We start from the raw sequence: 25,169 nt of genomic DNA on the forward strand, positions 1-25,169 counted from the left end.
GAGGAGTGTGAACCACCCCCGTGTGAGGTTGTCGCATTACGATATTCGAAATCGGGCTTCGAGACTCGTACCTTTTCGCCGGGCTTATTACGATGTGTGGGTTCGATTCGGGTAATGACAGAGGACGAAGACCGCACGATCCTGCTCATCGGGAGTGGCCCCATCAAGATCGGACAGGCAGCCGAGTTCGACTACTCCGGTGCGCAGGCCTGTCGGGCCCTCCAGGAAGAGGGTGCACGCGTGGTACTGGTCAACTCCAACCCGGCGACCATCATGACCGACCCGGAGATGGCCGACAAGGTGTACCTCGAACCCATCAACACCGAGGCCATCAGCGAGATCATCCGGAAGGAGGACCCCGACGGCGTCATCGCCGGCCTCGGCGGCCAGACCGGCCTGAACGTCACGGCCGAACTCGCCGAGGAAGGCGTCTTAGAGGAGTACGACGTCGACGTGATGGGCACGCCGCTGGACACCATCTACGCGACGGAGGACCGCGACCTGTTCCGCCAGCGCATGGAGTCGATTGGCGAACCGGTCCCCCGGTCGACGACCATCTCGCTCGACGAGGACGAGTCGGTCACCGACTTCGACGAAGACGCACTCGAACAGCGCGTCCAGGACGCCGTCGACGAGGTCGGCGGTCTCCCCGTCATCGCGCGCACGACGTACACGCTGGGCGGGTCCGGGTCCGGCGTCGTCGACGAGTTCGACGAACTCATCGAACGCGTCCGCAAGGGCCTGCGCCTCTCGCGGAACGGCGAGGTCCTGATTACGGAGTCCATCTCTGGCTGGGTCGAACTGGAGTACGAGGTGATGCGCGACGCCGACGACTCGTGTATCATCATCTGCAACATGGAGAACATCGACCCGATGGGCATCCACACCGGGGAGTCCACCGTCGTCACGCCCTCGCAGGTCATCCCCGACGAGGGTCACCAGCAGATGCGCGACTCCGCGCTGAAGGTCATCCGCGAACTCGGCATCGAGGGCGGGTGTAACATCCAGCACGCGTGGCGCGACGACGGCACGCCCGGCGGCGAGTACCGCGTCGTCGAGGTCAACCCGCGCGTCTCTCGCTCCTCCGCGCTGGCCTCGAAGGCGACCGGCTACCCCATCGCCCGCGTCACCGCGAAGGTCGCACTCGGCAAGCGCCTCCACGAGATAGACAACGAGATCACCGGCGAGACGACCGCCGCCTTCGAACCGGCCATCGACTACGTCGTCACGAAGGTGCCCCGCTGGCCCATCGACAAGTTCCGCGACACCGAGTTCGAACTGTCGACGGCCATGAAGTCCACGGGCGAGGCGATGTCCATCGGCCGCACCTTCCCCGAGAGCCTCCTCAAAGCGCTGCGCTCTTCGGAGTACAACCCCGCCGTCGACTTCAACGAGGTCGACGACGACGAACTCGAATCGGAGTACCTCGAACGGCCGAGCCCCGACCGCCCGTACGCCATCTTCGAGGCGTTCACACGCGGCTACACGGTCGAGGAAATCGTCGAGTTGACCGACATCCACGAGTGGTACGTCGAGCGCTTCCAGACGGTCGCCGACGCCGCCGAGGCCGCCCAGCAGGGCGACTACGAGACGGCCGCACAGGCCGGCTTCACCGACCAGGAGATCACCGCGCTCGCCGGCGGCGAGTTCAACGACACCCACGTCTCGTGGCTCCCCGCCAGCCTCGACGCCGACGACGGCGACGAGACCGAAGTCGAGGCCGCGACCGACGGGAGCGGCGTCCAGATAGAGACCGTCGAGGACGAGACGACCCACCGCGACTACAAACTCGTCGACACCTGCGCCGGCGAGTTCGAGGCGACGACGCCGTACTACTACTCGACGCGCGATCCCGTCTCGGGCATCGACCGCAACGAACTCCAGATCGACCCCGACGTCGAGAGCGTCGTCGTGGTCGGCGGCGGCCCCATCCGCATCGGACAGGGCGTCGAGTTCGACTACTGTTCGGTCCACGCGGTCCGTGCCCTGCGCGAGATGGGCATCGACGCCCACGTCGTCAACAACAACCCCGAGACGGTCTCGACGGACTACGACACCTCCGACGGCCTGTTCTTCGAACCCGTCACCGCAGAAGAGGTCGCCGACGTGGTCGAGTCCACCGGCGCAGACGGCGTGATGGTCCAGTTCGGCGGCCAGACCTCCGTCGACATCGGCGAACCGCTCGAAGCGGAACTCGACCGCCGCGGGCTGGACTGTGATATTCTCGGGACCTCGGTCGAGGCGATGGACCTCGCCGAGGACCGCGACCGCTTCAACAAACTGATGGACGAACTCGGCATCGCACAGGCCGAGGGTGGCACCGCCACCAGCAAGGAGGAGGCGCTGGAACTGGCCCACGACATCGGCTACCCCGTCCTCGTGCGCCCCTCGTACGTGCTGGGTGGCCGCGCGATGGACGTCGTCTACAACGACGACGACCTCGAAACGTACATCGAGGAAGCCGTCCGCGTCTCTCCCGACAAGCCCATCCTCGTCGACGAGTTCCTCGCCGACGCGGTGGAACTGGACGTCGACGCCGTCGCCGACGGCGAGGACGTCCTCATCGGCGGCGTGATGGAACACGTCGAGACCGCCGGGGTCCACTCCGGCGACTCGGCGTGTATGATTCCGCCCCGCTCACAGGAGATCAAAGACGTCATGCCGCGCATCCGCGAGGTCACCGAGGACATCGCCGACGCGCTGGATACGGTCGGCCTGCTGAACGTCCAACTCGCGGTGCGTGACGGCGAGGTGTACGTGCTGGAGGCGAACCCGCGCTCCTCGCGTACCGTCCCCTTCATCTCGAAGACCACCGGCGTCCCCATCGCCAAAATCGCCGCGCAGGTGATGGCCGGCAGCACGCTCGACGAACTCGACATCGACGAGCAGATTCCCGAGCAGGTCTCCGTGAAGGAGGTCGTCCTGCCGTTCGACCGCCTGCCGGGTTCGGACCCGCGTCTCGGCCCGGAGATGAAGTCGACGGGCGAGGTCATGGGCACCGCCGGGTCGTTCGGCAAGGCCTATCAGAAGGCCCAGATGAGCGTCGATAAGCCGATTCCGCTCTCGGGCACGGCCATCGTCGACCTGCCTATCCTCGGCTTCGAGGAGCACTTCGATACGTACGACCTCGACGACTTCGAGGACACCGAGGCCGTCGTCGAGGCCATCCAGAACGGCGAGATCGACCTCGTGGTCTCCCGTGACCGCGACGTGCTGGAGGCCTGCGTCGAGGAGACGGTCACCTACTTCTCGACCATCGAGAGCGGCGAAGCGGCGCTGGAAGCGATCAACTCCGACGACCAGCCCCTCGCGGTGCAGGCCATCGACGAGCGCCCGAAGACCACGCGCGAGTGGGGTAAGTAACGCGACTGTCTCTCTGACGCCTTTCTCCCCGATATCTTTTCGCGGCTCCGTTCTCACGAGGCACCGATAGCAAGGACGACCGCCAGCGTCTCGACCGTCCAAACAGCTACGGTTCGTCCCACCGTCAGCGTCGACCATGCGATTTGCAGTGTTCGGCGCCGGCGGCGTCGGTGGCTACCTCGGTGCGAGACTCGCCGACGCCGGCCACGACGTGCACCTGATAGCCCGCGGCGACCACCTAGACGCGTTGCGGACCGACGGACTCACCGTCGAGAGCGTCGCCGGCGACACCGCAGTCGAACTGCCTGCGACTGACGACCCCGCCGACATCGGACCGGTCGATTACGTGCTGTTCTGCGTGAAGGCCCACGACACGCGCGAGGCGGCGGCCGACCTCGGACCGCTGCTGGGGGACGACACCGCCGTCGTCTCGTTCCAGAACGGCGTCGACAACGAGCGATGGCTCGCCGAAGAGGTCGGCGAGTCCCACGTCGTCGGCGGCGTGGCCTACATCTTCTCGACCATCGCCGAACCGGGCGTCGTCGAACACACCGGCGGGCCGGCCCGCTTCGTCTACGGCGAACTCGACGGCGAGCGCACCGACCGTATCGCGGCGCTGGACGACGCCCTCCGCTCGTGTGCCGGCGTCGAGGCCGTCCTCGCGGACGATATCGACGTCGAACTGTGGCGGAAGTTCGCGTTCATCTGTGCCCACTCCGGGATGACCGCGGCGACGCGCCTCCCGGTCGGTGACGTCCGCGACGCCGAGGACTCGTGGCGGATGTACCGCCGGGTCGTCGAGGAGGTGTGTGCGGTCGCGCGAGCGAACGACGTGGCGCTCCCCGACGACACTGCCGCGGAGTGGGTCGAGTTCGCACAGGAGTTAGACGCCGACTCGTACTCCTCGCTGCACTACGACCTGACCCACGAGAAGGCGATGGAACTCGACACGCTCAACGCCGCCGTCGTCCGCCACGCCGACGGGACAGACGTGGCGGTACCGATGAACGAGGCCGTCACGGCCGTCCTCCGGCCGTGGGCCGAGCGGTTCGCGGACGGGTGAGTCCGTTCGCGATTAACGAGGCCTCTCACTCGCTCCGAACCGCGCTACTCCTCGCGGGTCACTGCGTTCCCCGCTCGCGATTAACGAGGCCTCTCACTCGCTCCGAACCACGCTACGCCTCGCGGGTCACTGCGTTCCCCGCTCGCGATTAACGAGGCCTCTCACTCCGTTCGAGTCCTCGCTACTCCTCGCGGTTCCCTTCGGTCACCGCTCGGCCGGTTAGTTGCGCTTCGCTTCGCTCAGCGCAACTAGTCCTCTGCCATCGCCAGCACGTCGTCGAAGAAGCCGAGCGAGTCGTGCGGGCCGGGGTTGGCCTCGGGGTGGTACTGACGGGTGATGATGTTCAGGTCGTCGTTCTCCAGTCCCTCGGGGGTGTCGTCGTTGACGTTGACTTGGGTCACGTCGAGTTTGTCGCCGGGTTCGGCGACGGTGTAGCCGTGGTTCTGAGTCGTCATCACGACCTGATTCGTGCGCAGATCACGGACCGGCTGGTTGACCCCGCGGTGGCCGAACTCCATCTTCTCGGTCTCGCCGCCGAGCGCGTTGGCGACGACCTGCTGGCCGAGGCAGATGCCGGCGAGGGGGACGTCGCCGACGTACGTCTCGACGAGTTCGCCGGCCTGTTCGAAGTTCTCGGGGTCGCCGGGGCCGTTCGAGATGAACAGGAGGTCCGGGGAAACGGCGGCCACGTCGTCCTCGCTGGCGTCGTACGGGAAGACGTGGACGGCGGCGTCGCGTTCGACCAGCGACTCGATGATGGAGCCTTTCGCACCGCAGTCGACGAGCGCGACGGTTTCACCGTCGCCGTCCTCGTTGTACGTCTCGACGCTGTCGACGGACACCTGTGCGCCGATGTCCGTGTGGTCGGACATGTGCTTACACTGGTGGAGTTCGTCCAGCGCGTCCTGCTTCGTCGCGTCGGGGCCGGCGGCGATACCGCACTTCATGGCCCCCTCGTCGCGGATCTCGGTGACGATGTCGCGGGTGTCGAGGTGGTCGACGGCGGGGACGCCCTCGCTTTCAAGCCACTCGGCGACGTCGTCGGTCATCTCGCGGGCGACGGCCGCACGCGGGTGGACGCGGTCGGACTCGAAGCGCTCCTCCCGGACGCCGTAGTTCCCGATGAGCGGATACGAGAAGGTGAGGACCTGTTCCTCGTAGGACGGGTCGGTCAGACTCTCCTCGTAGCCGGTGTAGGCGGTCGTAAACACCACTTCGCCGCGTGCTGTCCCCGGCGCTCGTGCGCGGGCCTCGATGACGCGGTCACCCTCCAGCGCTACGTATGCGTCTGTCATTACGAGATGCGTACAGGATTCCAGTTCATAAGGGTTGCTTTCGAAGCCGAGTTACGATTTTCGTAATCCTAAAGTCCGGTGGGTGGGAAGCGTCCAATCTCGATGGACGAACTGGACAGGGAGATACTCTCGATACTCCGGAAAGACGCCCGCACGCCCTACACGGAGATCGCCGACGACGTGGGCACCTCCGAGGGGACCGTGCGTAACCGGGTCGAGCGACTGGTCGAAGACGGCGTCATCGAGCGCTTCACCGTCGCGACGCGCACCGGGAACGTCAAGTCGATGATAGAGGTCGGCGTCGACGTCGACGTGGACACGGCGGCGGTGACCGACCGCATCGCCGAGTGGCCCTCCGTCGACTTCGTCTGGCAGGTCTCCGGCGAGGAAGACATCGTCGTCGTCGTCGACGCCACCGACACCGGCGAGGTCAACGACCTCATCACGCGAGCGCGGGAGTTGGACGAGGTCGTGAGCACGAAGACGCGGTTAATTCTGGACGAGCGCGTCGGATGAGCGACGCGCGGTCGCAACGCGACCGCGATTGGTGAGCAATGGAGCCACGAATCGACAGCGAGGTCACCACGGCCCTGTTGATGAAACCGACATCTACAGGTCGGGTTGCTCGACGCGGCGCTCCCAGAACTCGTCTCGCATGTACTTGTCGTCGGTCGCCTCTCGACCCATCAGCGTGGCGACCCGCCCGACGGTCGCCCACGCGAGTCGCTGGACCGCGAACGGTACCGCAGTGATGCGCGTCCCGTCGCTGATGTACTCCGACAACAGGAGTCCCTGTATGGCGTCGGGTTCGCTGAACGATCCGTCGCTGCTGAACTTCCCCTCGTGGTCCATCCCAAAGGCGGTCAGCTGGGTCACGATGGTCTTGGTCCACGGCACCTCTGCGTAGAACGCGACGTGTTCGTCGGTGTCGTTCCGGAAGTAGTGTTCCTCGCCGGGTTCGACGGTGATGTCCTCGCCGCGGCCGAGTCGGTGGGGTTCCTCGTCCACGACAAACGTCACTTCGCCGGTCAGCGCGCGGAAGTACTCCGAGTCGTGGCGGTGGACGTGGGGCGGGAGTTCGGTCGCGTCGGGACCGAGCCACACGACCATCGCAGGGTCCGACGAGTTGTCGCGCTCGGGAAATTGCGTAATCGCCGACCACGTGTCGGAGGCCGGGCTGGACGCGAGCGGATACGGCGAGTCCGCCAGCATCTCGGCCGCGGGCCCGTCGGGGTCGAGTTCGAGCGCCGGACCGTCGAGGGGGTCGCCGTTCTCGTCGACCGGGCGACCGGTTGTGATTGTTACCATGGGAAACGTCTGTGAAGGCAAAGGGATAGCACCTGCGGACTGGTTTTAGAACATCGGCGATTTCCCGCTTCACACTCCTCGTTCTGACGGTCGAAACCGACGCGATCCAGTGATTCACCAGAGCCCCGCAAACGGAAGACGGCCCGGAACGGGGATGCCGGGTGACTGATTGGAGACGAACGCGAGAGACGAGCGATCGATACGGAGACGGCGTCGGAGAGCCAGTCTCAGTTCGCCGGATATTTTCTCCATTTTCGAGTAGAACACAAGTGCTTTATTCGGACCGGAAGTAGACGACGTATGCCCTTCCCAGTCGCGTTCATGGTCGGTTTTACCGAACTCGCGAGGATGCTCGTGCTACTCGTGATGTACGTCGGTCTGCCGACGTTGCTCATCGTCGTCGTGTACAACTACCTCGACGGGAAGCGGGGCTACGAGGAGCGCATCGCCGGCCTCGAACAGCGGGTCGCGGAACTCGAACAGGAACAGTCCACGGAGTGACGGTTCGAGCGGATGGTCTCCAGTCGGACGAATTTCATGTGCCCGGCGGTGCTACCCCCGCTATGCAGTTCTCTGGCACTTTCCCCGGCGACATCACCGAAACGTACGTCCAACTCGCGAACGACGGCGCGGAGTTTCTGGCCGTGGCGGTCCTGTTGTACGCCATCGGCCGTCTCGTCGTCGTTCCGGGCGTTCGCTGGGGGGTAGAGCGCTCGCAGTTCAACCGGACCGTCGTGAGTGCGCTGGTGAGCGCGACCCACCTGCTCGTGGTGGTCGTCACCGTCGTCGTCGCGGCCAGCCTCGCGGGGTTCAGGGGGAGCCTCGCCGGGTCGACGCTCATCGCCGCCGGCATCACCGTCGCCGTCGGGTTGGCCGCCCAAGACGTGCTGGGGAACTTCGTCTCGGGCGCGTTCATCGTCACTGACCCCGACCTGAACGTCGGCGACACCATCGAGTGGGACGGCAAGCAGGGGACCGTCGTCGACATCGACCTCCGGGTGACTCGCGTGCGGACGCCGGACAACGAGCGTATCCTCGTCCCGAACACGACGCTTGCGACGACGGCGGTGACGAACCACACGTCGACGGACCCCGTCGGCGTCTCCTACGAGTTCGGCGTCGACTACGACGCGGACCTAGACGAGGTGGAGGCCATCATCCGCAACGTCGCCCGCGACTTGGACCACGTCCGCGAGAAACCGGCGCCGAGCGTCGCCGTCTCGGAGTTGACGAGCAGTTCCGTCCTATTGATTGGGCGCGTGTGGCTCCCCGTCGAGCGGAAGAACCGCGCGCTGTCGGTCAAGTCCGCGTTCGTCCGCGGCGTCCACGAGGCCTGTCGAGCGGAGGGGATCGATCTCAGCGAGACGCCGCACACGGAGCTTTCCGGCGAGGTGACGGTCCACGACTCGGGCGCCCCGGCGGAGTGAGTCAGCCGCCTGTGTTGCCGGTGAGACCGCCGAGCAGGTGGATGGCACCGTGTTTGTCCAGCGGGTCGTTGGCGTTGCCACAGTGCGGTGACTGCACGCAGGCCGGACAGCCGTCGGCACAGTCACAGGACCGAAGCATCGACAGCGTGGTGTCCATCAGCGGGCCGACGTCGTGGTACCCCGCCCGCGTCAGGCCGATGCCACCCGGATAGCCGTCGTAGATGAAGATGGTCGGCTCGCCGGTATGGGGGTGATGCGGCGTCGACAGGCCGCCGACGTCGCCGCGGTCACAGAGGTACTCGAAGGGGAACATCGAGATCATCGCGTGCTCGGCCGCGTGGATAGCGCCGGGGAAGTCCGCGGTGTCGCTGTCGCCGTAGTCGCCCGCGAGGACGTCGCGTTCGAGGTCTTCGGGGATGGTGTAGTACAGCGCCTTCGTCTCCAACGCCGTCTCCGGCAGGTCGAGCGGGCGCTGGCCGAGCACCTCGCCCGAGGATCCGTCGCGCCGTTCGTAGCCCGTTATCTGCTTGCGCATCGTCACCGAGGCGAACCGGACGGGGACGTCCTCGCGGGTCGGGAGCGGCCGCTCTTGCAGGTCGGCCTCGACGGTGATCGTCTTGTCGTGCAGGACGCGGGTGTAGTAGTTCGCCCACGTCCGGTCGAGTTCGGCGACCCCCGTCGAGAGGTCGAGGTCCGTCACCTCGTAGCGCCGCCCCTGGTGGTGGTAGATGGCGCCGGGATGGGCGTCCCGCAGGGCGTCCTCGAACGGGAGTTTGGCGATGGTGTCGCCCTTCGCGATTAGTTTCACCTCGCGGTCGTCGACGGTGCGCAGGCTCATGTCGTGGTGCGGGCGACCGTTCGAGGTCCAGCGCACTCCCTTATCCGTCGTCCGGCGGTCGAGGTCCCCCGCCGATTCGAGGGTCGCGACCACGTCGGGGAACGTCTCGCCGAAGTGCCGGTCGTCGTCGGGCGAGAGCCAGTTCTCGCCGGCGGCGGCCAGCACGTGGTTCGGGAGCAACTGCTCGTTCTCGGGGTTGGTGACCGCCTGCTCGGCGTCTTTCTCGAACAGCGTCGCCGGGTTGCGGAGGACGTACTGGTCGAGTTGGTCCTCGCCGCCGACGAGGACGACCAGCGCCGGGTCGGTACCGCGACCGGCGCGGCCGGCCTGCTGGAACGCCCGCATCCGCGTACCGGGGTAGCCGTCCAGCAAGACGGCGTCGAGGCCGCCCACGTCGACGCCCAGTTCCAGCGCGCTGGTCGACCAGACGCCGCGCAGGTCCCCGGACTGCAACCGGGTTTCGAGGTCCCGCCGCTTCTCGTCCGTGAGCGCCGCCTGATACGCCCCGACGGCGTCGGCGAGGTCGTGGTGCCCTCTGTCCCGCAACGCGTCCGCGCTGTCGCTGGCGTACCGCTCGGCGGTCTGTCTGGACCCCGCGAACACCACCGTCTGGAGGCCGCGTTCGACCAAGTCGACGAACAGGTTCTTCGTCTCGACGTGACTGGACTTCCGGCGGCCGCTCCCCCACCCATCACCCCCGTCGTACTCGGGCGGGTTCCACAGGAGCCAGTGGCGCGGGCCGCTGGCACTCGTATCCTCGTCGACGAGCGTGTACGACGCCTCGGACTGGCCGGTGACGGTGGCGGCGTGGTCGACGGGGTTGCCGATGGTCGCCGAACAGCAGACCCACTCGGGGTCGCTGTCGAACCGCTCGGCGATGCGCTGGAGCCGACGCATGACGAGCGAGACGTGACTGCCGAACACCCCCCGGTAGCCGTGGACCTCGTCGACGACCACGGTCTCCAGTCGCTGGAAGAACCAGTCCCACAGGCGGTGAGCGTGGGGCAGGATGCCGTAGTGGAGCATGTCCGGCGTCGTCAGGAGGACGGTCGGCTGGCGCTCCCGGATGGCCTCCTTCTCGGATTTTGACTGCCGGCCGGTGTACTGGGCGACGGAGACGCCGGAGGCGAAGCCGAGTCCCCGTGCCAGTTCCGAGAGGGTCTCGGTCTGGTCGTTGATGAGCGCCACCTGCGGGGCGACGTACAGCGTCGTCGCCCGCCGATCGAGCGCCCGCTCGAAGGCGGGGACGGTGTAGGCCAGACTCTTCCCGCTGGCCGTCTCCGTCGCGAGGACGACGTTCTCGCCGTCGCGAACCGACTCGACGGCGGCGGTCTGGTGGGCGTAGAGGTCCGTGATCCCCTCGCCGGCCAGCACGTCCGCGAGGCGCGCGTTCAGCGCACAGTCGGCGACGGTGGCGTCCCGGCCCGGCACCCTCCGCTCGTCGACTATCTGGCCCTCGTAGTAGGGTCGGTCGCGGAGCCACGCGATAGTGTCGTCCACGGGCGGGCTAGGGAACGGGTCAGTATCGGTCTTGCTGTTCCCCGGACGGGACCGCACGCTCGTCGCGGTCCTCCGCTGGCGGGAGGTCTGCGACGGCCTCGGGGAGCGACTCGACGGTGGTGACGGTGGTCCGCTCGGACTCGATGCGGGGGACGCCCTCGCCGGCGACGGCGACGAGACGCGAGGCGGCGGCGACCACCGACTGGTTCGCGTCGCCCACGTCGCCCGCGACGACCACGGCGTCGGCCTCGCGGGCCAGTTCCGTCGCTCGCTCCCGCGCGTTGCTGTCGACGCCGGCAAAGGGCGGGACGGTGACGACCGGACAGTCGAGTTCGCGGGCGCGTTCGGCGGCGGCGTCACCCGCCGGCACGACGCCGACGGTGACGGAACTGCCGGCGGCGACGAGGCGGGCGACGGCGGCGGCGGCCTGCCCGCCGGTGCCGACGACGTGGACCGCGGCGTCGAGAGGGTCGCGGTCGGGGAGCGGCGTCACCAGCGGCGCGTCGGTGCCGGGCTGGCGGGTCACGAGCGCCTCGGCGTCGAACGCGTCACCGAGCGTCTCCGACGTGAGCACCTCGCGCGGATCGCCGGCCGCACGGACCTCGCCGTCGGAGAGCACGACCAGTTCGTCGCAGTACCGGGCGGCCAGATTGAGGTCGTGGATGGCCGCGACGGCCGTCTTCCCCTCGGCGGCGAGGTCGGCGACCAGTTCGAGCGTGCGAACGGCGTGGTTGACGTCCAGATTGGCGGTCGGTTCGTCCAGCAGTAAGACCGGCGTCTCCTGTGCGAGCGCGCGGGCCAGCAGGACTCGCTGGCGCTCGCCGCCGGAGAGCGACGTGACGGGGCGGTCGGCGAACTGCGCCACCTCCGCGCGCTCCATCGCCGCCTGCACGGCGTCGTAGTCGTCCTCGTCGGCGCGGTCGAACCGGCCCAGATGCGGCGTCCGGCCCATCTCGACGGTCTGTTCGACGGTGAAGTCGAACGAGAGCGTCGTCGCCTGCGGCGTACTGGCCACGCGCCTGCTCACTTCCTTCGTCGAGAGGTCGTCGATGGGTTCGCCGGCGACCCGCACTGTCCCGCGGTCGGGCGACAGCGTCGCCCTGAGCGTCCGCAGGACCGTCGTCTTGCCCGCGCCGTTGGGGCCGACCAGACCGACGACGGAGCCACACTCGGCGGTGAGGTCCACGCCGGAGAGAATCTGCGTGCCGCCCAGCGAGACGGCGATGCCGTTGGCTTCGAGCATCGGTATCGCCTCGCCCGCGTGGCCGTCGTGGTCGCTCACAGTTCGTGCACCTCCCGCTGACGGAGGAGATAGAGGAAGAACGGGGCGCCGAGGGCGGCGGTGACGATGCCGACGGGCACCTCCGCGCTCCCCGAGCGAGCGAGGGTGTCGGTCGCCACGAGGAACGACGACCCCGCAAGCGCCGCCGTCGGCAGGAGGACCCGGTGGTCCGGGCCGACGACCAGTCGCATCACGTGTGGGACGATGAGGCCGACGAAGCCGATGATGCCGGCGACGGCGACGCCCGCCGCCGTGACGAGCGAGGAGAACGCCAGCAGGATTCGCTTGGTCCGCTCGACGTCGATGCCGAGGCTCTGGGCGTCTTCCTCGCCCAGCAACATGACGTTCAGGTCGCGGGCGTACACGAGGAGGACGACGAACGGGACGGCGACGAGGAGGAGACTCGTCCAGACCTCCGGCCACGCCGCGCCCTTGAGGTGCCCCATCAGCCAGAACAGCGCCCGGCGGATGCTCTCACCGCTCTGGAGGAGGAGAAAAGAGACGACGGCGCCCAGAAAGGTCTGGACGGCGACGCCCGCCAGCAGGAGGGTCGCGACCGGCGTCCGGCCGTTCTGTGTCGCGATGAGATAGACGCCGAAGGCCGAGAGTAGCGCCCCGGAGAAGGCCGCGGCGCGCAGGCCGAGGCCGAACGGCAGGGCCACCGGCGCGACGATGAAGCCGACGGCACCGACGGCCGCGCCCGAGGAGACGCCGATAATCGAGGGGTCGGCCATCGGGTTGCGGAAGATACCCTGCATGATGGTCCCTGCGGCCGCGAGCGAGAACCCGACGATCGCCCCCAGCAGGATACGTGGCAGGCGGACCTGCAACACGATTTGGCGCTGGATGTCCTCGACCGGGAACCGGAACAGTGGCTGTGTCGTCACGGCCGGCGTCGCGCCCGAGAGGTCGACGGCCGTCGGGAGGGCGACGGCGTTGAGCAACACCTTCGCGACGGCGTCGGGCGGAATCCACACCGGGCCGATGCCGGCGCTTACGGTGATCACAGCACCCAATAGACCCGCGAGCGCCAGCGACCAGAAGAGGGTCCGTCCCGACGGATGCATGATTGAAACGGCACTTGCAGTAGGTAAATATTTATTGTTCCTGTACCCCCACACAGACGATGCGACGATTCGCTACCGCAGTGTTGGGAGTTCTGCTGGTCTTCTCTGTCGTCGGCGCGACGCCGGGGGCCGCGACGAGTACACAGGCGTCGGCACAGACGTGTTCGTTCCCGGTGACGATGACCGACGCCACGGGAACCGAGATAACCCTCGAAGAGCGCCCCGAGCGCGTGACGACGACGAACCCCTCGGCGGCACAGACGATGTGGGAGATCGGCGGCCGCGAGCAGGTCGTCGGTCTCACGAAGTTCGCGTCGTATCTGGAGGGGGCCGAGAGCCGGACGAACGTCTCCGCCGGATTCGGCGTCAGCGTCGAGAAGGTGGTCGGCACGAACCCCGACCTCGTCATCGCCCCCAACGCCAGCGCGGGCGACGTGGCGGGCCTTCGGGAGGCCGGACTGACCGTGTATCACCTGCCGGCTTCGACCTCCGTCGAGGACATCCGCCAGAAGACGACGACCATCGGCCGCCTGACCGGGAACTGTCAGGGCGCGGCCGAGGCCAACGCGTGGATGACGCGGAACGTCGACGCCGTGCGGGACACGACGGCCGGCATCGACGACCGCAAGACGGTCCTCTATCCCCTCGGGGGCGGGTACGTCGCCGCCAACGGGACGTTCATCGACACCCTGCTGGACGTGGCCGGTGCCGACAACGTCGCCGCGCGTAACAACACCGGGTACCCGGAACTGAGCAACGAGGTCCTCCTCCAGTTGGACCCGGAGGTACTGGTCGTCACCGAGCAAACGGCGGGCCTCGTCGACGAGGAACCGTACGCGAGTACGACCGCCGGGGAGACGAACGCGACCGTCCGGCTTCGGGTCCGTGACCTCAACCAGCCGGCCCCCCGGAGCGTCGTCAACACGGTCCACGACGCCACGCGACAGCTCTACCCGGAGCGCTACGACGAGGAGAGCTACGTCCCGCGCTCGGCCGTCGAGAACGAGACGAGCGAACAGCAGACGACCCAGACGGCCACCGCCACGGCGTCGGACGGCACGACGACGACCGGCGGAAACGGCCCCGGGTTCACCGCCGTCGGTGCGCTGGTCAGTGCGCTCGCTGTGGCGGCACTGGTCGGCAGACGCCGGTAAGCAGCCCCGTCGGGGGACACCGACTGTCGGACGAGTTGGCGTTGTCCTGTCACTATCGAACGTCGACCGACACGGATAGTTCGGTCGCCGTTATCACCCAAGATATTCGGCATGTCGCGTGATTGTACAGTGTAAATTTGCGCAAAATTTTTTGTTTAGGGAGATATCCATCATCATAGACCATTTGTGATATCGCATGACTGACAACGAAAACCAGGGTCTGTCCAGCGTCTTATCGCGGCGAAACCTCATGCAAACGGTCGCCGGCCTCGGCGTCGCCTCCGTCGCCGGGTGTTCGGGTCTCGACAGCGGCGGTGGCGGCGGGACTGTCGACCCCGTACAGGACCGAGTGAGTGTAGACCCCGCCGACATCAAGCGTGGCGGGACGTTCAGAGCGGGGCTCGGGTCGGCAGTCGACACGTTCGACCCGCCCGAGAGTACCTCTGCGACGTCCTCGGTCCACCACAACCTCCTGTACGAGGGTATGACGACGACCGGTGCCAGCGGCGAAATCTATCCGTGGCTCGCGGAGTCCTACGAACAGGAAGAGGTACAGGACATCAAGCGGACGGCCTACACCGACTACATGACGGAGGTGCAGTACGCCGAGACCGACGACGGGACGGTCTTCATCGATACGGACGAGCAGATCGTCATCCAGCACCCGGACAACCCCAGCGACCCGTCGGCGGGCGACACCGCGCGCGTGCTGACCGTCGCGGAAGTCGGCGACGCCATCGCCGACGGCACCTACGGGATGCAGTACCGGTTCCAGTTACACGAGGGGATCACGTTCCACAACGGCGAGGAACTGACCGCCGACAACGTCGTGGCCTCCTACGAGCGCCTCCGCGGGTCCGCCCTGTCCGGACAGGTGTTCGACTCCCTGCTGGACGTCCAGCGCGACGGCGACTACACGGTCGACCTGTACGTACAGATTCCCGACGCCGCCGCCATCCGCGAACTCAGCGACTTCAGCATCTACCCGACGGAGATAACCGGGAAGCCCGGTCAATCCCAGAACGTCCCGCTGGGCCAGATGGACCCGCGTGAGAGCCACGAGCCGATGGGCACCGGACCGTTCACGCTCACGGACTACGAGAACGAGAGCTACGCGACGTACTCGAAGTTCGAGGACTACTGGTTCGACACGGCGATGAAAGACTGGTTCGAGGGACCGAGCGACTTCCCCAACGGCCCGGTGGTCGACGAGGTGGACATCGCCGTCACCAGCGACCCGTCGAAACGGGCCGGGTCGCTACAGGAGGGAGAAATCGACATGACCCGCGGCCTCTCCTCCAGTGCGCAGACCAACTTCCAGAACTCCGAGGACTTCCGGACCGCACCGACCGACGGGGCCGGCTTCACGTTCATGCAGTTCCCCGTGACCCAGACGCCGTGGGACAACGCCAAACTCCGGCGCGCGGTGAACAAACTCGTCCCGCGAGAGAGCATCGCGAGCAACATCTTTCAGGGGTGGGAGAACCCCGCGTGGGTCCCACTCCCGCCGCTCGCCGCCGGGAAGGGAACGGCCGACTACGAGCAACTGGTCGAGGACCTGCAGTCGTACAACACCTACGACCCCGAGGCCGCCGCCGAGATGCTGGACGAAGTCGGCGAGGAGGCGGGCATCGAGTATCCCATCGAGGTCACCCTGGAGACCAACTCCGACAACAAGGACCGGGTTCGCACAGTCGAACTCATCGTCCAGTCGCTGAACCAGGAGATAAACGGGACGAAGTACTTCGAGGCCTCCATCAACACGACGGAGTTCCTCACCTTCATCAGCCAACTGCTCAGCAAGAACTACTACAAGAAGGGAAACATCGCGTTCATCGGCCTCTCCGGCGGCTTCGGCCCGCACGGGTACGCGAAGTCCATCCACCACCCCGACAACTTCGCGCAGTGCTGTAACTTCCAGAACGTCGATATCGACCGACTCAACCAGAAGCTCCGGAACGCGCGCTACGGCGTCGACGTGGCGACGGACCCGGAACTGCGTCAGGAGCGGTACGAAGAGGTCTGGGAGATAATCTTAGAAGAGAATGCCAACTCCTACGGGACTCACAGCACCACCGTCGGCGTGGTTTCGAACGCCGTCAAGGGGTTCAACAGCTATCCCAGCGTACAGAACATCGTCGGGTACGGGCTGTACAACCCGGCCGACGAACAGATTACGTATCTGGACCGGTGAGATTCACCCAGCATGAGCCTCCGTCGATTTATACTCAAGCGGGTGCTGTTGGTGTTCCCCATCCTGTTGGGGGTCTCGATAGTCACTTTCTCGCTGGTGAAGCTCACCCCCGGAAACCCGGTACAGGTGGCCATCGGACTGAACCCCGACATGGGGCCACAGGAGATTGCCCGCCTCAAGCAGCGATACGGCCTGACCCAGCCGGCGTGGAAGCAGTACCTCAACTGGCTGGGCGATATCGTCCTGCACGGCGACTTCGGGTCGACCTACGGCGCTCGCGAGCGAGCGGTCAGCGACATCATCGCCAACAGACTCCCCGAGACCGTCGTGCTGGGGCTGTTCGGCTGGGTGTTCGCACTCGCCATCGCCATCCCGACCGGAATCTACGCCGCCGTCCGGAAGGACGAACTGGGCGACCACGTCAGCCGGTTCGTCGCGCTGGCGGGCATCTCGCTGCCGAACTTCTGGCTCGGACTGATGCTCATTCTCGTCTTCGCGCTGGTGTTGAACCTCTTCCCGGTGAGCGCACCGCGAAAGCCCCTGTGGCACCCGGCGACGCTGTGGTACCTCCTGTTGCCCGGTATCACCATCGGGACGGCCTCGGCGTCGAACCTGATGCGCATCATGCGCTCCTCGATGGCCGAGGAGATGAACAAGGAGTACGTCACCGCCGCCAGAGCGAAGGGGCTGCCCGAGCGAACCGTCGTCCTGAAGCACGTCCTCCGGAACTCGCTCATCTCGGTGACGACCGTCGCCGCGTTCCTGACCGCGGCCATCGTCTCCGGGTCCGTCGTCGTCGAGCAGGTGTTCGGCTGGCCGGGACTGGGACGTGAACTCATCGCCGCCGTGAGGAACCGACAGGTCGATCTGATACTCGGCATCACGCTGTTTACCGGCGTCGCCATCATCCTGGCGAACCTGCTCGCCGACATCCTGTACGCGGTGCTGGACCCGCGGATACGATACGACTGACTATGTCTACGAAACGAGGACGCATCCGGATAACTGGATTCGACACGGACCGAGTCACCGACCGCGAACGCCTCTCCGACTGGCGCGAGGCGACGACGACTGGCGGGACCGACGGCCGATGGAAGCGCGCGTGGCGGCGGTTCAGGGAGAACAGAGCGGCGATGCTCGGCGTCTACACCGTCGCCATCATGTCGCTGCTGGCGCTGTTCTCACAGAAGGTCGTCGTCGCCGGCGTCCCGATCCAGCCGTTCGCCATCGCGCCCTACGAACCCGGCGAGATTCTCTACCTGCAGAACCCGAGCCTCAAACGGTTCAATCCGCCGACGCTCGCCCACCCGATGGGCCTCGACGCCAACGGCCGAGACATCTTCTCGCGACTGCTCGTCGGCGGGCGAATCAGCATCTCAATCGGCTTCGTCGTCGTCTGCATCACGGCGACCATCGGGATGGCCTACGGCGCCATCGCGGGCTACTACGGTGGCTGGGTCGACGAGGTGATGATGCGGTTCGTCGACGTCATCTTCGCGTTCCCGGGTCTGGTGCTGGCGCTGGTCATCGTGGCGCTGCTGGGCGGCGGCTACTGGCCGCTCGTCGTCGCCTTTACCGTCCCCGGGTGGGCGAGTTACGCCCGCCTCATCAGGGGCGAGGTGCTGTCGGTCAAGGAAAACGAGTACGTGCTGGCCGCACAGGCGCTGGGCGCACGTGACCGGTCGGTCATCTTTCGACACATCGTCCCGAACGCGATGGCGCCGCTCATCGTGCAGGCGTCGCTCTCTATCGGGACCGTCGTCATCGGCGTCGCGGCACTGGGCTTTCTCGGACTGGGCTTCCCGCCCGGCACGCCCGAGTGGGGGACGATGCTCAACCAGACTCGCTCGACCATCATCACGGGGCCGGGTGGGACCATCCCGTGGTGGGTGACCGTCTTCCCCGGCGGTGCCATCTTCCTGTTCGTGATGGCGATGAACATGATCGGTGACGGCATCAACGACGCGCTCGACGCACAGGAGATAAGCGCCGCCGGCGCCGGAGGTGCCGAATGACGCTCCTCGAAGTGAACGACCTCACGGTGACCTTCTACACCGAGGAGGGGGTCGTCACCGCCGTCGACGACCTCTCGTATCGCATCGAGAGCGGGGAGACGTTCGGCGTCGTCGGCGAGAGCGGGGCCGGCAAGTCCGTCACCGCCCTCTCGCTGATGCGTCTCATCGAGGAGCCCGGCCGCATCGAGAGCGGGGAGATTCTGTTCAGGGGCGAAGACATCCTGAAGATGAGCGAGTCCGAGGTGCGGTCGGTCCGTGGCAACGAAATCGCGATGATATTCCAGGACGCCCAGACCGCGCTCAACCCCGTCTATTCGGTGGGCGAGCAGATCTCGGAGGCGATTCGCCACCACCTCGGCTACGACGACGACGCGGCGCGGGACCGGACCGTCCAGTTGCTCGACCGGGTGGGCATCCCGGACGCCGAGAGCCGGTACGGCGACTACCCACACGAGTTCTCCGGCGGGATGCAACAGCGGGCCGTCATCGCGATGGCGCTGTCCTGTGACCCGGCCCTGCTCATCGCCGACGAACCGACGACGGCGCTGGACGTGACCACCGAGGCGAAGATCCTGGATCAGATTCAGGACCTCGCCGACGAGTTCGACACCGCCGTCCAGCTCATCACCCACGACCTCGGCGTCGTCGCGAAGATCTGCGAACGAGTCATGGTGATGTACGCGGGTCGGCCCGTCGAGAAAGCGAGCGTCGAGGACCTCTACTACGATCCGAAACACCCCTACACGGTCGGGCTGATGAGTTCGATTCCGCGCATCGGCGACGAGCGCGACCGCCTCCAGACGATTCCGGGGACGATGCCGGACCTCGTGGACGTGCCGCCGGGGTGTGCGTTCCACCCCCGGTGTCCGTACGCCGAGGAGTGCTGCGCCCGGAAACGACCGCCACTGGTCGACCCGGAGACGGGCGACGCGTCGACAGCGGCCGACGACCGGGCCGCGGCCTGTCTGGAGTACACCGGCGACCTAGAGAACGGCCTCGACTTCGAGGTCACCGTCGAGGGCGAGGACCCGCTCGTAGAGGAGGAACAGGATGCCCGGTGAGGAGCCCATCCTCCGCGTGGAGGGTCTCGAGAAGTACTACGACTCGAGCAGCGGGTTCGTCGACGCCCTGCTGGGGAACGCCCAGCAAGTGAAGGCCGTCGACGGCGTCGACCTCGAACTCCGCGAGGGCGAGACGCTGGGGGTCGTCGGCGAGAGCGGGTGCGGGAAGACGACGCTCGGCCGCGCGCTCCTGCGACTGACCGAACCCACCGACGGGTCGGTGTACTACCGGGGCGACGACCTGACCGAACTGGGGTCCAGCGACCTCCGCGACCTGCGAAAGGACCTGCAGTACATCTTTCAGGACCCCTTCTCCAGTCTGAACCCCCGGCTGACCGTCGGCGACATCGTCGGCGAACCGCTGGACATCCACGGCATCGCCGAGGGCGAGACCCGCGAGCAGCGCATCTACGACCTGCTGGAGACGGTCGGGCTGAACCCCAGCCACACCAACCGCTACCCCCACGAGTTCTCGGGGGGCCAGCGCCAGCGTATCGGCATCGCCCGAGCGCTGGCCGTCGACCCGGAGGTCATCGTCTGTGACGAACCGGTGTCGGCGCTGGACGTCTCCGTGCAGGCCCAGATTCTGAACCTGCTGGAGGACCTACAGGACGAGTACGGCCTCTCGTACATCTTCATCGCCCACGACCTCTCCGTCGTCGAGCACATCTCCGACCGCATCGCGGTGATGTACCTCGGGGAGTTCGCCGAAGTCGGGACGACCGAGGAGGTGTTCGACCCGCCCTATCACCCCTACACGGAGGCGCTGCTGTCGGCGGTGCCGGAACCGGACCCGCTGTGGGAGGGCGACCAGATTTTCCTCCCCGGGGCGGTGCCGTCGCCGCTGAACCCGCCCAGCGGGTGTCGGTTCCACACTCGCTGTCCGAAGGTCATCCAGCCGCCGGCGTACGACCTCGAACAGCCGGCGTGGCGCGCGGTGATGGACCTGAAACTGCGGGCCGCCGAGGCCGACGGCGTCGACTCGCTGACCGCGGTCACCGAGGACGAACGCGCCGACCCCGAGTCAGCGTCCAGAGACGTCCTCGGCGGACTGGTCCGCGAGGAGTTCGGCCTGCCGGACCGACTCTCCGACCCCGACGCCGAGGACGCCCTCTCGGCGGCCATCGACCGCCTCCACGGCGGTGACGTCGAAGGCGCGTCGGCGCAGTTGGACGAGGCGTTCGTCTCGCCCTGTGAGGCCGACGAACCCAGAGCGGCCCGGACCGGCGACACCCACCGCATCGCCTGCCACCTCCACGACGACGAGTACGCCGACGGCCCGACTGACGTGACGGAGGGCGGCGACGCCGTCGCCGACGACTGACCACCCCAACGCTTTACAGATCTCACGGGCTACGACCACCAATGCGCCGCATCTACGAGTCGGACGCGCTCGAACGGGACGACGACGCGTTCACGCCGCGCAGACGGGAGGAGACGCCCAAGCCGGCGGCGATGCGGTCGGTGCCCGGCGAGTCGCTGAGTCGGTACCTCGTCCCGGCGTGGCTTGCCCACCGTGCGATACGCGTCGCCGTCGAGACGCCGCAGTCGTCGTATCCGACCGGGACCACCGTCCCGGTGACGGTGACCCTTCGGAACGCGTTCCCGTTCCCCGTCAGCGTCCGTACCCGGACGCCGCGCCTGTGGACGTGGCACGTCGACGGCGCGCCCGAGGCCTCCCGAGTCCCCGAGTCGCTCCCCGAGGAGGAGCGCGTCTTCACGTTCGACCGGGGCGAGCGCAAGGAGTTCCGCCGGCGCTGGACGGGTCTGTTCAAAGTGAGCGAGACGGAGTGGGAGCCAGCGGAGCCCGGCGAGTACACCCTCGGCGCGTACGTCGACGTCGACGACGCCGCGGGGAAGGGACTGGCCGCCGAGACGACGGTGCGAATCGAACCGGAGTAGCCACCGGGCGGCCCGAACTGGGGCGCGCACACGGCATACGCTTTTCACTATCGAGACGGTACCACGGACCATGCCTACCGGCGGGTCGTCGCTGCTCGGACGGATACGCGACCCCGAACACACTGGCGAGCGCCGGTGCTGGCCGTGTACCGTCGCCAACGTCGCCATCGCAGCCGTCCTGAGCGGGCTCTCGGCGCTCGTCGCCGTCGAACTCGCCGCGGTCGTCGCCGTCGTCTCGCTCGTGGCTATCGCCCTTCGGGGTTACCTCGTTCCGGGGACGCCGCGACTGACACAGCAGTACCTCCCCGAGCGTGTCCTGCGAGCGTTCGGAAACGCGCCGGGCTACACGGATCCCGACGACTTCGAGGTGGTCCAGCGGGTCGAACACTACCGCCAGAACGCCGTCGACGCCGACGCGTTCCTCGCCGACGAGGGAATTGTGGCCGAGACTGACGACGGCCGCGAACTCACCGAGGCGTTCGCCGCCGCGCTCGGAGAACGACTGACTGCTCGACCCGCCGACGCCGACCTGACCGGGCCGCTGGCGAACGTCTTCGGGACCGACGCCGAGGACGTGACCGTCGAGCGCGACCCACATCCCGCAGTGACCGTCGGCCACCGTGTCCGCGAGTGGCCCTCGTGGAGCGCGCTCCGCGTCGACGTGGCCGCACACGAAGCGCTCGCTGAGTGGACCGAGCGCTGGGCGGACCTGCCCCTCGAACAGCGCGTCGAGATGCTGGAGACGGTCCGCGCACACCGGACGGTCTGTCCGGCCTGTGGCGGCCCAGTCGAACGCGCCAGCGACGTCCAGACCTCCTGCTGTGGGGTTCACGAGGTGCTCGCGGTGGCTTGCACGGACTGTGAGGAACGCCTCGCCGAACTGAACCCCAGAACGCACGCCGGGACTATCGTGAGTTAGGACGGACCACTTTTGCGAGTCGGCGGTCGAAGGTCGGACATGGACAAGCAGGCGATTCGCGAGGCGGTGTGGGACGCGCTCGAAGAGAGCGGCGTCGCCCGGTTCCCGTTCCCACCCCACGACCGGATTCCGAACTACGAGGGGGCCGAACGGGCGGCAGAGCGCGTGACCGAGACGGCCGTCTGGGCGGACGCAGAGACGGTGAAAGCCAACCCCGACTCGCCGCAACTGCCGCTCCGCCGCGCGGCGCTGCGGGCCGGAAAGACCGTCTACATGGCTGTGCCGCGCTTGCGAGAGGAGCGGTGTTTCTACGAACTCGACCCCGACGAGTTAGACGACATCGAGGCCGCGCCGGCGGTGTCGAACGTCGCCGACCACGCCCGACAGGTGGGTCCCGAGGCCGTCGGCGACGTCGACCTCGTGGTGTCCGGATCGGTGGCGGTCACCGAAGACGGCGCTCGCATCGGGAAAGGCGAGGGCTTTAGCGATCTGGAGTACGCGGTCCTGCGGGAACTGGGACTCGTCTCCGAGACGACGCCGGTGCTGACGACCGTCCACGAACTGCAGGTGGTCGGCGGGCCCGACGGGGCCGTCGCCGACGTCGAGGTGCCCGTCGACGCCCACGACGTGCCGATGGACTACGTCGTGACGCCCGAGCGGACCGTCGAGACAGCGACGCCGTACGGCCGACCGAAGGGTGTCGACTGGGGGGCGCTCTCGCCCCAGCGGGTGGCCGAGATGCCGGTGCTGGCCGCGCGTGCGCCGGAAGGCCGATCAACTGAGTGAAAAATCGTCACCCACATCGATTTAGGGCATTACGTCTAAGGGACGCTATGAACGACGCCGAGGCCGAGAACGACTCACTCGGATACGGCCACGGCACCCGGCGTGTGGTCTACGTCGACGCCGACGCGGACGCCGCGGCAGCAGTCGGGAGCGCGTTGACTGCCTCCAGCGACGGTATCGAAGTCCTGACGGCAGGGAGCGTCACCGAGGCGTTCGAACTCGTCGTCGAACACGCCGTCGAGTGTCTCGTCACGGAGTACACGCTCCCGGACGGTACCGGGGTAGACCTGCTGAGGAGTCTCCGGGACCGATACCCGGATATGCCGGTCGTGGTGTTCACCGGCGACGGGAGCGAGGCTATCGCCAGCGACGCCATCGCCGCCGGTGCGACGGAGTACGTTCGCAAGGATCCACTGGACGAACAGCTAGCCACGCTGACCGACCGGGTTCACACGGCGATGACCGAACAGTCCGACCGTGAAGCCATCCTCGGACGGATGACCGACGCGTTCTTCGCGCTAGACGAGAACTGGCGGTTCACCTACCTCAACGAGCGCGGCCGAGAGATACTCCGCGAGGCCGCAGACGTGACAGACGCCACCTCGAGACTGGTGGGCCGTCGAATCTGGGACGTCATTCCGGAAATCGTCGATACGGAGTTTTACGACATCTACCACCGCGCGATGGAGAGCCAGAAACCCGAATCGCTCGAAGCGTACTACGACCCCCTCGACACGTGGTTCGACGTCAGAGCGTACCCCTCCGAGACCGGCCTCTCCGTGTACTTCCGAGACGTGACCACTCGACGGAAGCGGGAGGACTCGCTCGCCGAACGGGAGGAGATTCTCACGGAGATGTACCGCGTCATCGCCGAGAAAGAGACCCCGTTCGGGGAGAAGGTCGAACACCTCCTCGAAGTCGGCCGGGACGCCCTCGGAACGGAGTTCGGCGCACTCTCGCGTGTCGAGGGGTCCGACTACGTCTTCGAGGCCGTCATCGACCCCACCGGACGGACACAGACGGGCGACGTGGTTCCGCTCGGGTCGACTAACTGTGAGCGGGCCATCGTCGAACGGGAGACGCTCGTCATAGAGGACATCGCCGCCGACGCCCCCGAGTTGGCCGAGCGCTCCGGTTTCACCGAGATGGGCATCGCCTGTTACGTCGGGATGCCCGTCGTCGTCGACGACGAGGTGTACGGGACGTTCTGCTTCTACGACCGCAATCCCAGACACGAGGCGTTCGCCGACTGGGAAGTCACGCTCGTTGAGTTGATGGGTAACTGGATAAGCTACGAACTGGAGCGCGAACGGCGCGAGCGCGAACTCACCCGGGAGCGCAACCGACTGGACGACTTCGCAAGCGTCGTCTCACACGACCTGCGCAACCCCCTCACCGTCGCCACCGGCCACCTCGAACTCCTCACCGAAGCGTACGACGGTGACCCCGACCACGTCGTCGGAATGGAGCGAGCGCTGACCCGGATGGACACGCTCATCGACGACGTACTCGCCCTCGCTCGCTCGGGCAATCAGGTCGTCGAGCCGAGCGACGTGGAACTGGGACCTCTCTGTGAGCAGGCGTGGGCCGTCATCGAAAACGACGGAGCGACCCTCACCGTCCCCGACCAGACGGTGACCGTCTCGGGCGACGACAGTCGTCTCCGCCAACTGTTCGAGAACCTCTTTCGAAACAGTGTCGAACACGGCGACCCCGGCGTCACCGTCCGCGTCGGCACCCTGTCGAACGGTAGCGGCCTCTACGTCGCCGACGACGGCCCCGGCATCCCCGTCGACGAGCGCGAGTCCGCGTTCGAGAGCGGCTACACCACCAGCGGCGACGGGACGGGGCTCGGGCTCAGAATCGTCGAGGAGATAGCGGAGGCCCACGGCGCACGCGTCACGATAACCGAAAGCGAGAGCGGTGGGGCGCGGTTCGAAATCCACGGCCTCGACGTCGAGTGAGGCCGGCAGGCGGCGGACACACGCTTATGGA

The 25,169-nt window shown here is 67.0% G+C and carries 20 protein-coding genes; 15 read left to right on the top strand and 5 right to left on the bottom strand.

Annotated elements, in window-relative coordinates; genetic code table 11:
• The first annotated feature begins 114 nt into the window (after positions 1 to 114).
• Both carB and NDI85_RS10650 read left to right on the top strand, forming a co-directional pair.
• Positions 115 to 3,363 (top strand): carbamoyl-phosphate synthase large subunit, encoded by a 3,249-nt coding sequence (gene carB, locus NDI85_RS10645; protein WP_310915741.1) that lies wholly within the window; start codon positions 115 to 117, stop codon positions 3,361 to 3,363.
• Positions 3,364 to 3,499: 136 nt separating this feature from the next.
• Complete coding sequence (locus NDI85_RS10650) at positions 3,500 to 4,426, top strand: 2-dehydropantoate 2-reductase (RefSeq protein ID WP_310915742.1); 927 nt, start codon at positions 3,500 to 3,502, stop codon at positions 4,424 to 4,426.
• A gap of 248 nt (positions 4,427 to 4,674) precedes the next feature.
• On the opposite strand, the gene carA is transcribed toward NDI85_RS10650, so the two are convergent.
• Positions 4,675 to 5,721, bottom strand: coding sequence for a glutamine-hydrolyzing carbamoyl-phosphate synthase small subunit (gene carA / locus NDI85_RS10655; RefSeq protein ID WP_310915743.1), 1,047 nt, complete (start codon positions 5,719 to 5,721; stop codon positions 4,675 to 4,677).
• Between the two features lie 102 nt (positions 5,722 to 5,823).
• On the opposite strand from carA, the gene NDI85_RS10660 reads away from it, so the two are divergent.
• Entirely contained in the window at positions 5,824 to 6,237 is a 414-nt protein-coding gene (locus NDI85_RS10660; RefSeq protein ID WP_166972037.1) for an Lrp/AsnC family transcriptional regulator, read from the top strand.
• A 93-nt stretch (positions 6,238 to 6,330) separates the two neighbouring features.
• On the opposite strand, the gene NDI85_RS10665 is transcribed toward NDI85_RS10660, so the two are convergent.
• Positions 6,331 to 7,029, bottom strand: coding sequence for a cupin domain-containing protein (locus NDI85_RS10665; RefSeq protein ID WP_188996751.1), 699 nt, complete (start codon positions 7,027 to 7,029; stop codon positions 6,331 to 6,333).
• 300 nt (positions 7,030 to 7,329) lie between these two features.
• Here NDI85_RS10665 and NDI85_RS10670 point away from each other — a divergent pair, with 300 nt between their 5' ends.
• Positions 7,330 to 7,530 carry a hypothetical protein gene (locus NDI85_RS10670; protein ID WP_310915744.1) on the top strand — a complete coding sequence of 67 codons (201 nt, stop codon included), beginning with the start codon at positions 7,330 to 7,332 and terminating at the stop codon, positions 7,528 to 7,530.
• Between the two features lie 62 nt (positions 7,531 to 7,592).
• Positions 7,593 to 8,456, top strand: a complete 864-nt coding sequence (locus NDI85_RS10675) for a mechanosensitive ion channel family protein (protein WP_310915745.1) — start codon at positions 7,593 to 7,595, stop codon at positions 8,454 to 8,456.
• 1 nt (position 8,457) lies between these two features.
• Here the strand turns inward: NDI85_RS10675 and NDI85_RS10680 are convergent, their stop codons facing one another.
• The 3 genes from NDI85_RS10680 to btuC are packed head-to-tail and all read right to left on the bottom strand — an operon-like array spanning position 8,458 to position 13,143.
• A complete protein-coding gene (locus NDI85_RS10680; protein WP_310915746.1) occupies positions 8,458 to 10,794 on the bottom strand; it encodes a DEAD/DEAH box helicase in 2,337 nt (778 codons plus the stop codon).
• 19 nt (positions 10,795 to 10,813) lie between these two features.
• Positions 10,814 to 12,037, bottom strand: a complete 1,224-nt coding sequence (locus tag NDI85_RS10685) for a heme ABC transporter ATP-binding protein (RefSeq protein WP_310916059.1) — start codon at positions 12,035 to 12,037, stop codon at positions 10,814 to 10,816.
• Positions 12,038 to 12,072: 35 nt separating this feature from the next.
• A complete protein-coding gene (gene btuC / locus NDI85_RS10690) occupies positions 12,073 to 13,143 on the bottom strand; it encodes a vitamin B12 ABC transporter permease BtuC (protein ID WP_310915747.1) in 1,071 nt (356 codons plus the stop codon).
• Positions 13,144 to 13,202: 59 nt separating this feature from the next.
• Here btuC and NDI85_RS10695 point away from each other — a divergent pair, with 59 nt between their 5' ends.
• The 10 genes from NDI85_RS10695 to NDI85_RS10740 all read left to right on the top strand — a co-directional run bounded on the left by NDI85_RS10695 (position 13,203) and on the right by NDI85_RS10740 (position 25,138).
• Positions 13,203 to 14,297: a PGF-CTERM-anchored ABC transporter substrate-binding protein gene (locus tag NDI85_RS10695; protein WP_188996743.1), complete on the top strand. Its 1,095-nt coding sequence runs from the start codon at positions 13,203 to 13,205 to the stop codon at positions 14,295 to 14,297.
• Positions 14,298 to 14,547: 250 nt separating this feature from the next.
• Complete coding sequence (locus NDI85_RS10700; protein ID WP_188996741.1) at positions 14,548 to 16,491, top strand: ABC transporter substrate-binding protein; 1,944 nt, start codon at positions 14,548 to 14,550, stop codon at positions 16,489 to 16,491.
• A gap of 12 nt (positions 16,492 to 16,503) precedes the next feature.
• The gene (locus NDI85_RS10705; RefSeq protein WP_166972047.1) at positions 16,504 to 17,463 is read left to right on the top strand and encodes an ABC transporter permease; all 960 of its coding nucleotides are present in this window, start codon (positions 16,504 to 16,506) and stop codon (positions 17,461 to 17,463) included.
• A 2-nt stretch (positions 17,464 to 17,465) separates the two neighbouring features.
• Entirely contained in the window at positions 17,466 to 18,506 is a 1,041-nt protein-coding gene (locus tag NDI85_RS10710; protein WP_310915748.1) for an ABC transporter permease, read from the top strand.
• Entirely contained in the window at positions 18,503 to 19,567 is a 1,065-nt protein-coding gene (locus NDI85_RS10715) for an ABC transporter ATP-binding protein (protein ID WP_310915749.1), read from the top strand. Before NDI85_RS10710 ends, NDI85_RS10715 begins: the two co-directional genes overlap by 4 nt.
• Positions 19,557 to 20,891 carry an ABC transporter ATP-binding protein gene (locus NDI85_RS10720; RefSeq protein WP_188996735.1) on the top strand — a complete coding sequence of 445 codons (1,335 nt, stop codon included), beginning with the start codon at positions 19,557 to 19,559 and terminating at the stop codon, positions 20,889 to 20,891. Before NDI85_RS10715 ends, NDI85_RS10720 begins: the two co-directional genes overlap by 11 nt.
• A gap of 41 nt (positions 20,892 to 20,932) precedes the next feature.
• A complete protein-coding gene (locus NDI85_RS10725) occupies positions 20,933 to 21,469 on the top strand; it encodes a hypothetical protein (protein ID WP_188996733.1) in 537 nt (178 codons plus the stop codon).
• Between the two features lie 70 nt (positions 21,470 to 21,539).
• Positions 21,540 to 22,388 carry a hypothetical protein gene (locus tag NDI85_RS10730; RefSeq protein WP_310915750.1) on the top strand — a complete coding sequence of 283 codons (849 nt, stop codon included), beginning with the start codon at positions 21,540 to 21,542 and terminating at the stop codon, positions 22,386 to 22,388.
• Positions 22,389 to 22,427: 39 nt separating this feature from the next.
• Positions 22,428 to 23,174 (top strand): 5-formyltetrahydrofolate cyclo-ligase, encoded by a 747-nt coding sequence (locus tag NDI85_RS10735; RefSeq protein WP_310915751.1) that lies wholly within the window; start codon positions 22,428 to 22,430, stop codon positions 23,172 to 23,174.
• 47 nt (positions 23,175 to 23,221) lie between these two features.
• Positions 23,222 to 25,138, top strand: a complete 1,917-nt coding sequence (locus NDI85_RS10740) for an ATP-binding protein (protein WP_310915753.1) — start codon at positions 23,222 to 23,224, stop codon at positions 25,136 to 25,138.
• The last annotated feature ends 31 nt before the right edge of the window (positions 25,139 to 25,169 follow it).

This window comes from Haloarcula sp. S1AR25-4, assembly GCF_031624555.1.
Taxonomy (GTDB): Archaea; Halobacteriota; Halobacteria; order Halobacteriales; family Haloarculaceae; genus Haloarcula; species Haloarcula pellucida.

Bases quoted from the DNA above. Each gene is read 5' to 3' on its own strand.
- NDI85_RS10725 (WP_188996733.1), top strand. From the start codon at position 20,933: ATGCGCCGCATCTACGAGTCGGACGCGCTCGAACGGGACGACGACGCG.
- NDI85_RS10710 (WP_310915748.1), top strand. From the start codon at position 17,466: ATGTCTACGAAACGAGGACGCATCCGGATAACTGGATTCGACACGGAC.
- NDI85_RS10695 (WP_188996743.1), top strand. From the start codon at position 13,203: ATGCGACGATTCGCTACCGCAGTGTTGGGAGTTCTGCTGGTCTTCTCT.
- carB (WP_310915741.1), top strand. From the start codon at position 115: ATGACAGAGGACGAAGACCGCACGATCCTGCTCATCGGGAGTGGCCCC.
- carA (WP_310915743.1), bottom strand. From the start codon at position 5,721: ATGACAGACGCATACGTAGCGCTGGAGGGTGACCGCGTCATCGAGGCC.
- NDI85_RS10665 (WP_188996751.1), bottom strand. From the start codon at position 7,029: ATGGTAACAATCACAACCGGTCGCCCGGTCGACGAGAACGGCGACCCC.
- NDI85_RS10650 (WP_310915742.1), top strand. From the start codon at position 3,500: ATGCGATTTGCAGTGTTCGGCGCCGGCGGCGTCGGTGGCTACCTCGGT.
- NDI85_RS10660 (WP_166972037.1), top strand. From the start codon at position 5,824: ATGGACGAACTGGACAGGGAGATACTCTCGATACTCCGGAAAGACGCC.
- NDI85_RS10675 (WP_310915745.1), top strand. From the start codon at position 7,593: ATGCAGTTCTCTGGCACTTTCCCCGGCGACATCACCGAAACGTACGTC.
- NDI85_RS10700 (WP_188996741.1), top strand. From the start codon at position 14,548: ATGCAAACGGTCGCCGGCCTCGGCGTCGCCTCCGTCGCCGGGTGTTCG.
- NDI85_RS10735 (WP_310915751.1), top strand. From the start codon at position 22,428: ATGGACAAGCAGGCGATTCGCGAGGCGGTGTGGGACGCGCTCGAAGAG.
- NDI85_RS10715 (WP_310915749.1), top strand. From the start codon at position 18,503: ATGACGCTCCTCGAAGTGAACGACCTCACGGTGACCTTCTACACCGAG.
- NDI85_RS10670 (WP_310915744.1), top strand. From the start codon at position 7,330: ATGCCCTTCCCAGTCGCGTTCATGGTCGGTTTTACCGAACTCGCGAGG.
- NDI85_RS10740 (WP_310915753.1), top strand. From the start codon at position 23,222: ATGAACGACGCCGAGGCCGAGAACGACTCACTCGGATACGGCCACGGC.
- NDI85_RS10720 (WP_188996735.1), top strand. From the start codon at position 19,557: ATGCCCGGTGAGGAGCCCATCCTCCGCGTGGAGGGTCTCGAGAAGTAC.
- NDI85_RS10685 (WP_310916059.1), bottom strand. From the start codon at position 12,037: ATGCTCGAAGCCAACGGCATCGCCGTCTCGCTGGGCGGCACGCAGATT.
- NDI85_RS10730 (WP_310915750.1), top strand. From the start codon at position 21,540: ATGCCTACCGGCGGGTCGTCGCTGCTCGGACGGATACGCGACCCCGAA.
- btuC (WP_310915747.1), bottom strand. From the start codon at position 13,143: ATGCATCCGTCGGGACGGACCCTCTTCTGGTCGCTGGCGCTCGCGGGT.
- NDI85_RS10705 (WP_166972047.1), top strand. From the start codon at position 16,504: ATGAGCCTCCGTCGATTTATACTCAAGCGGGTGCTGTTGGTGTTCCCC.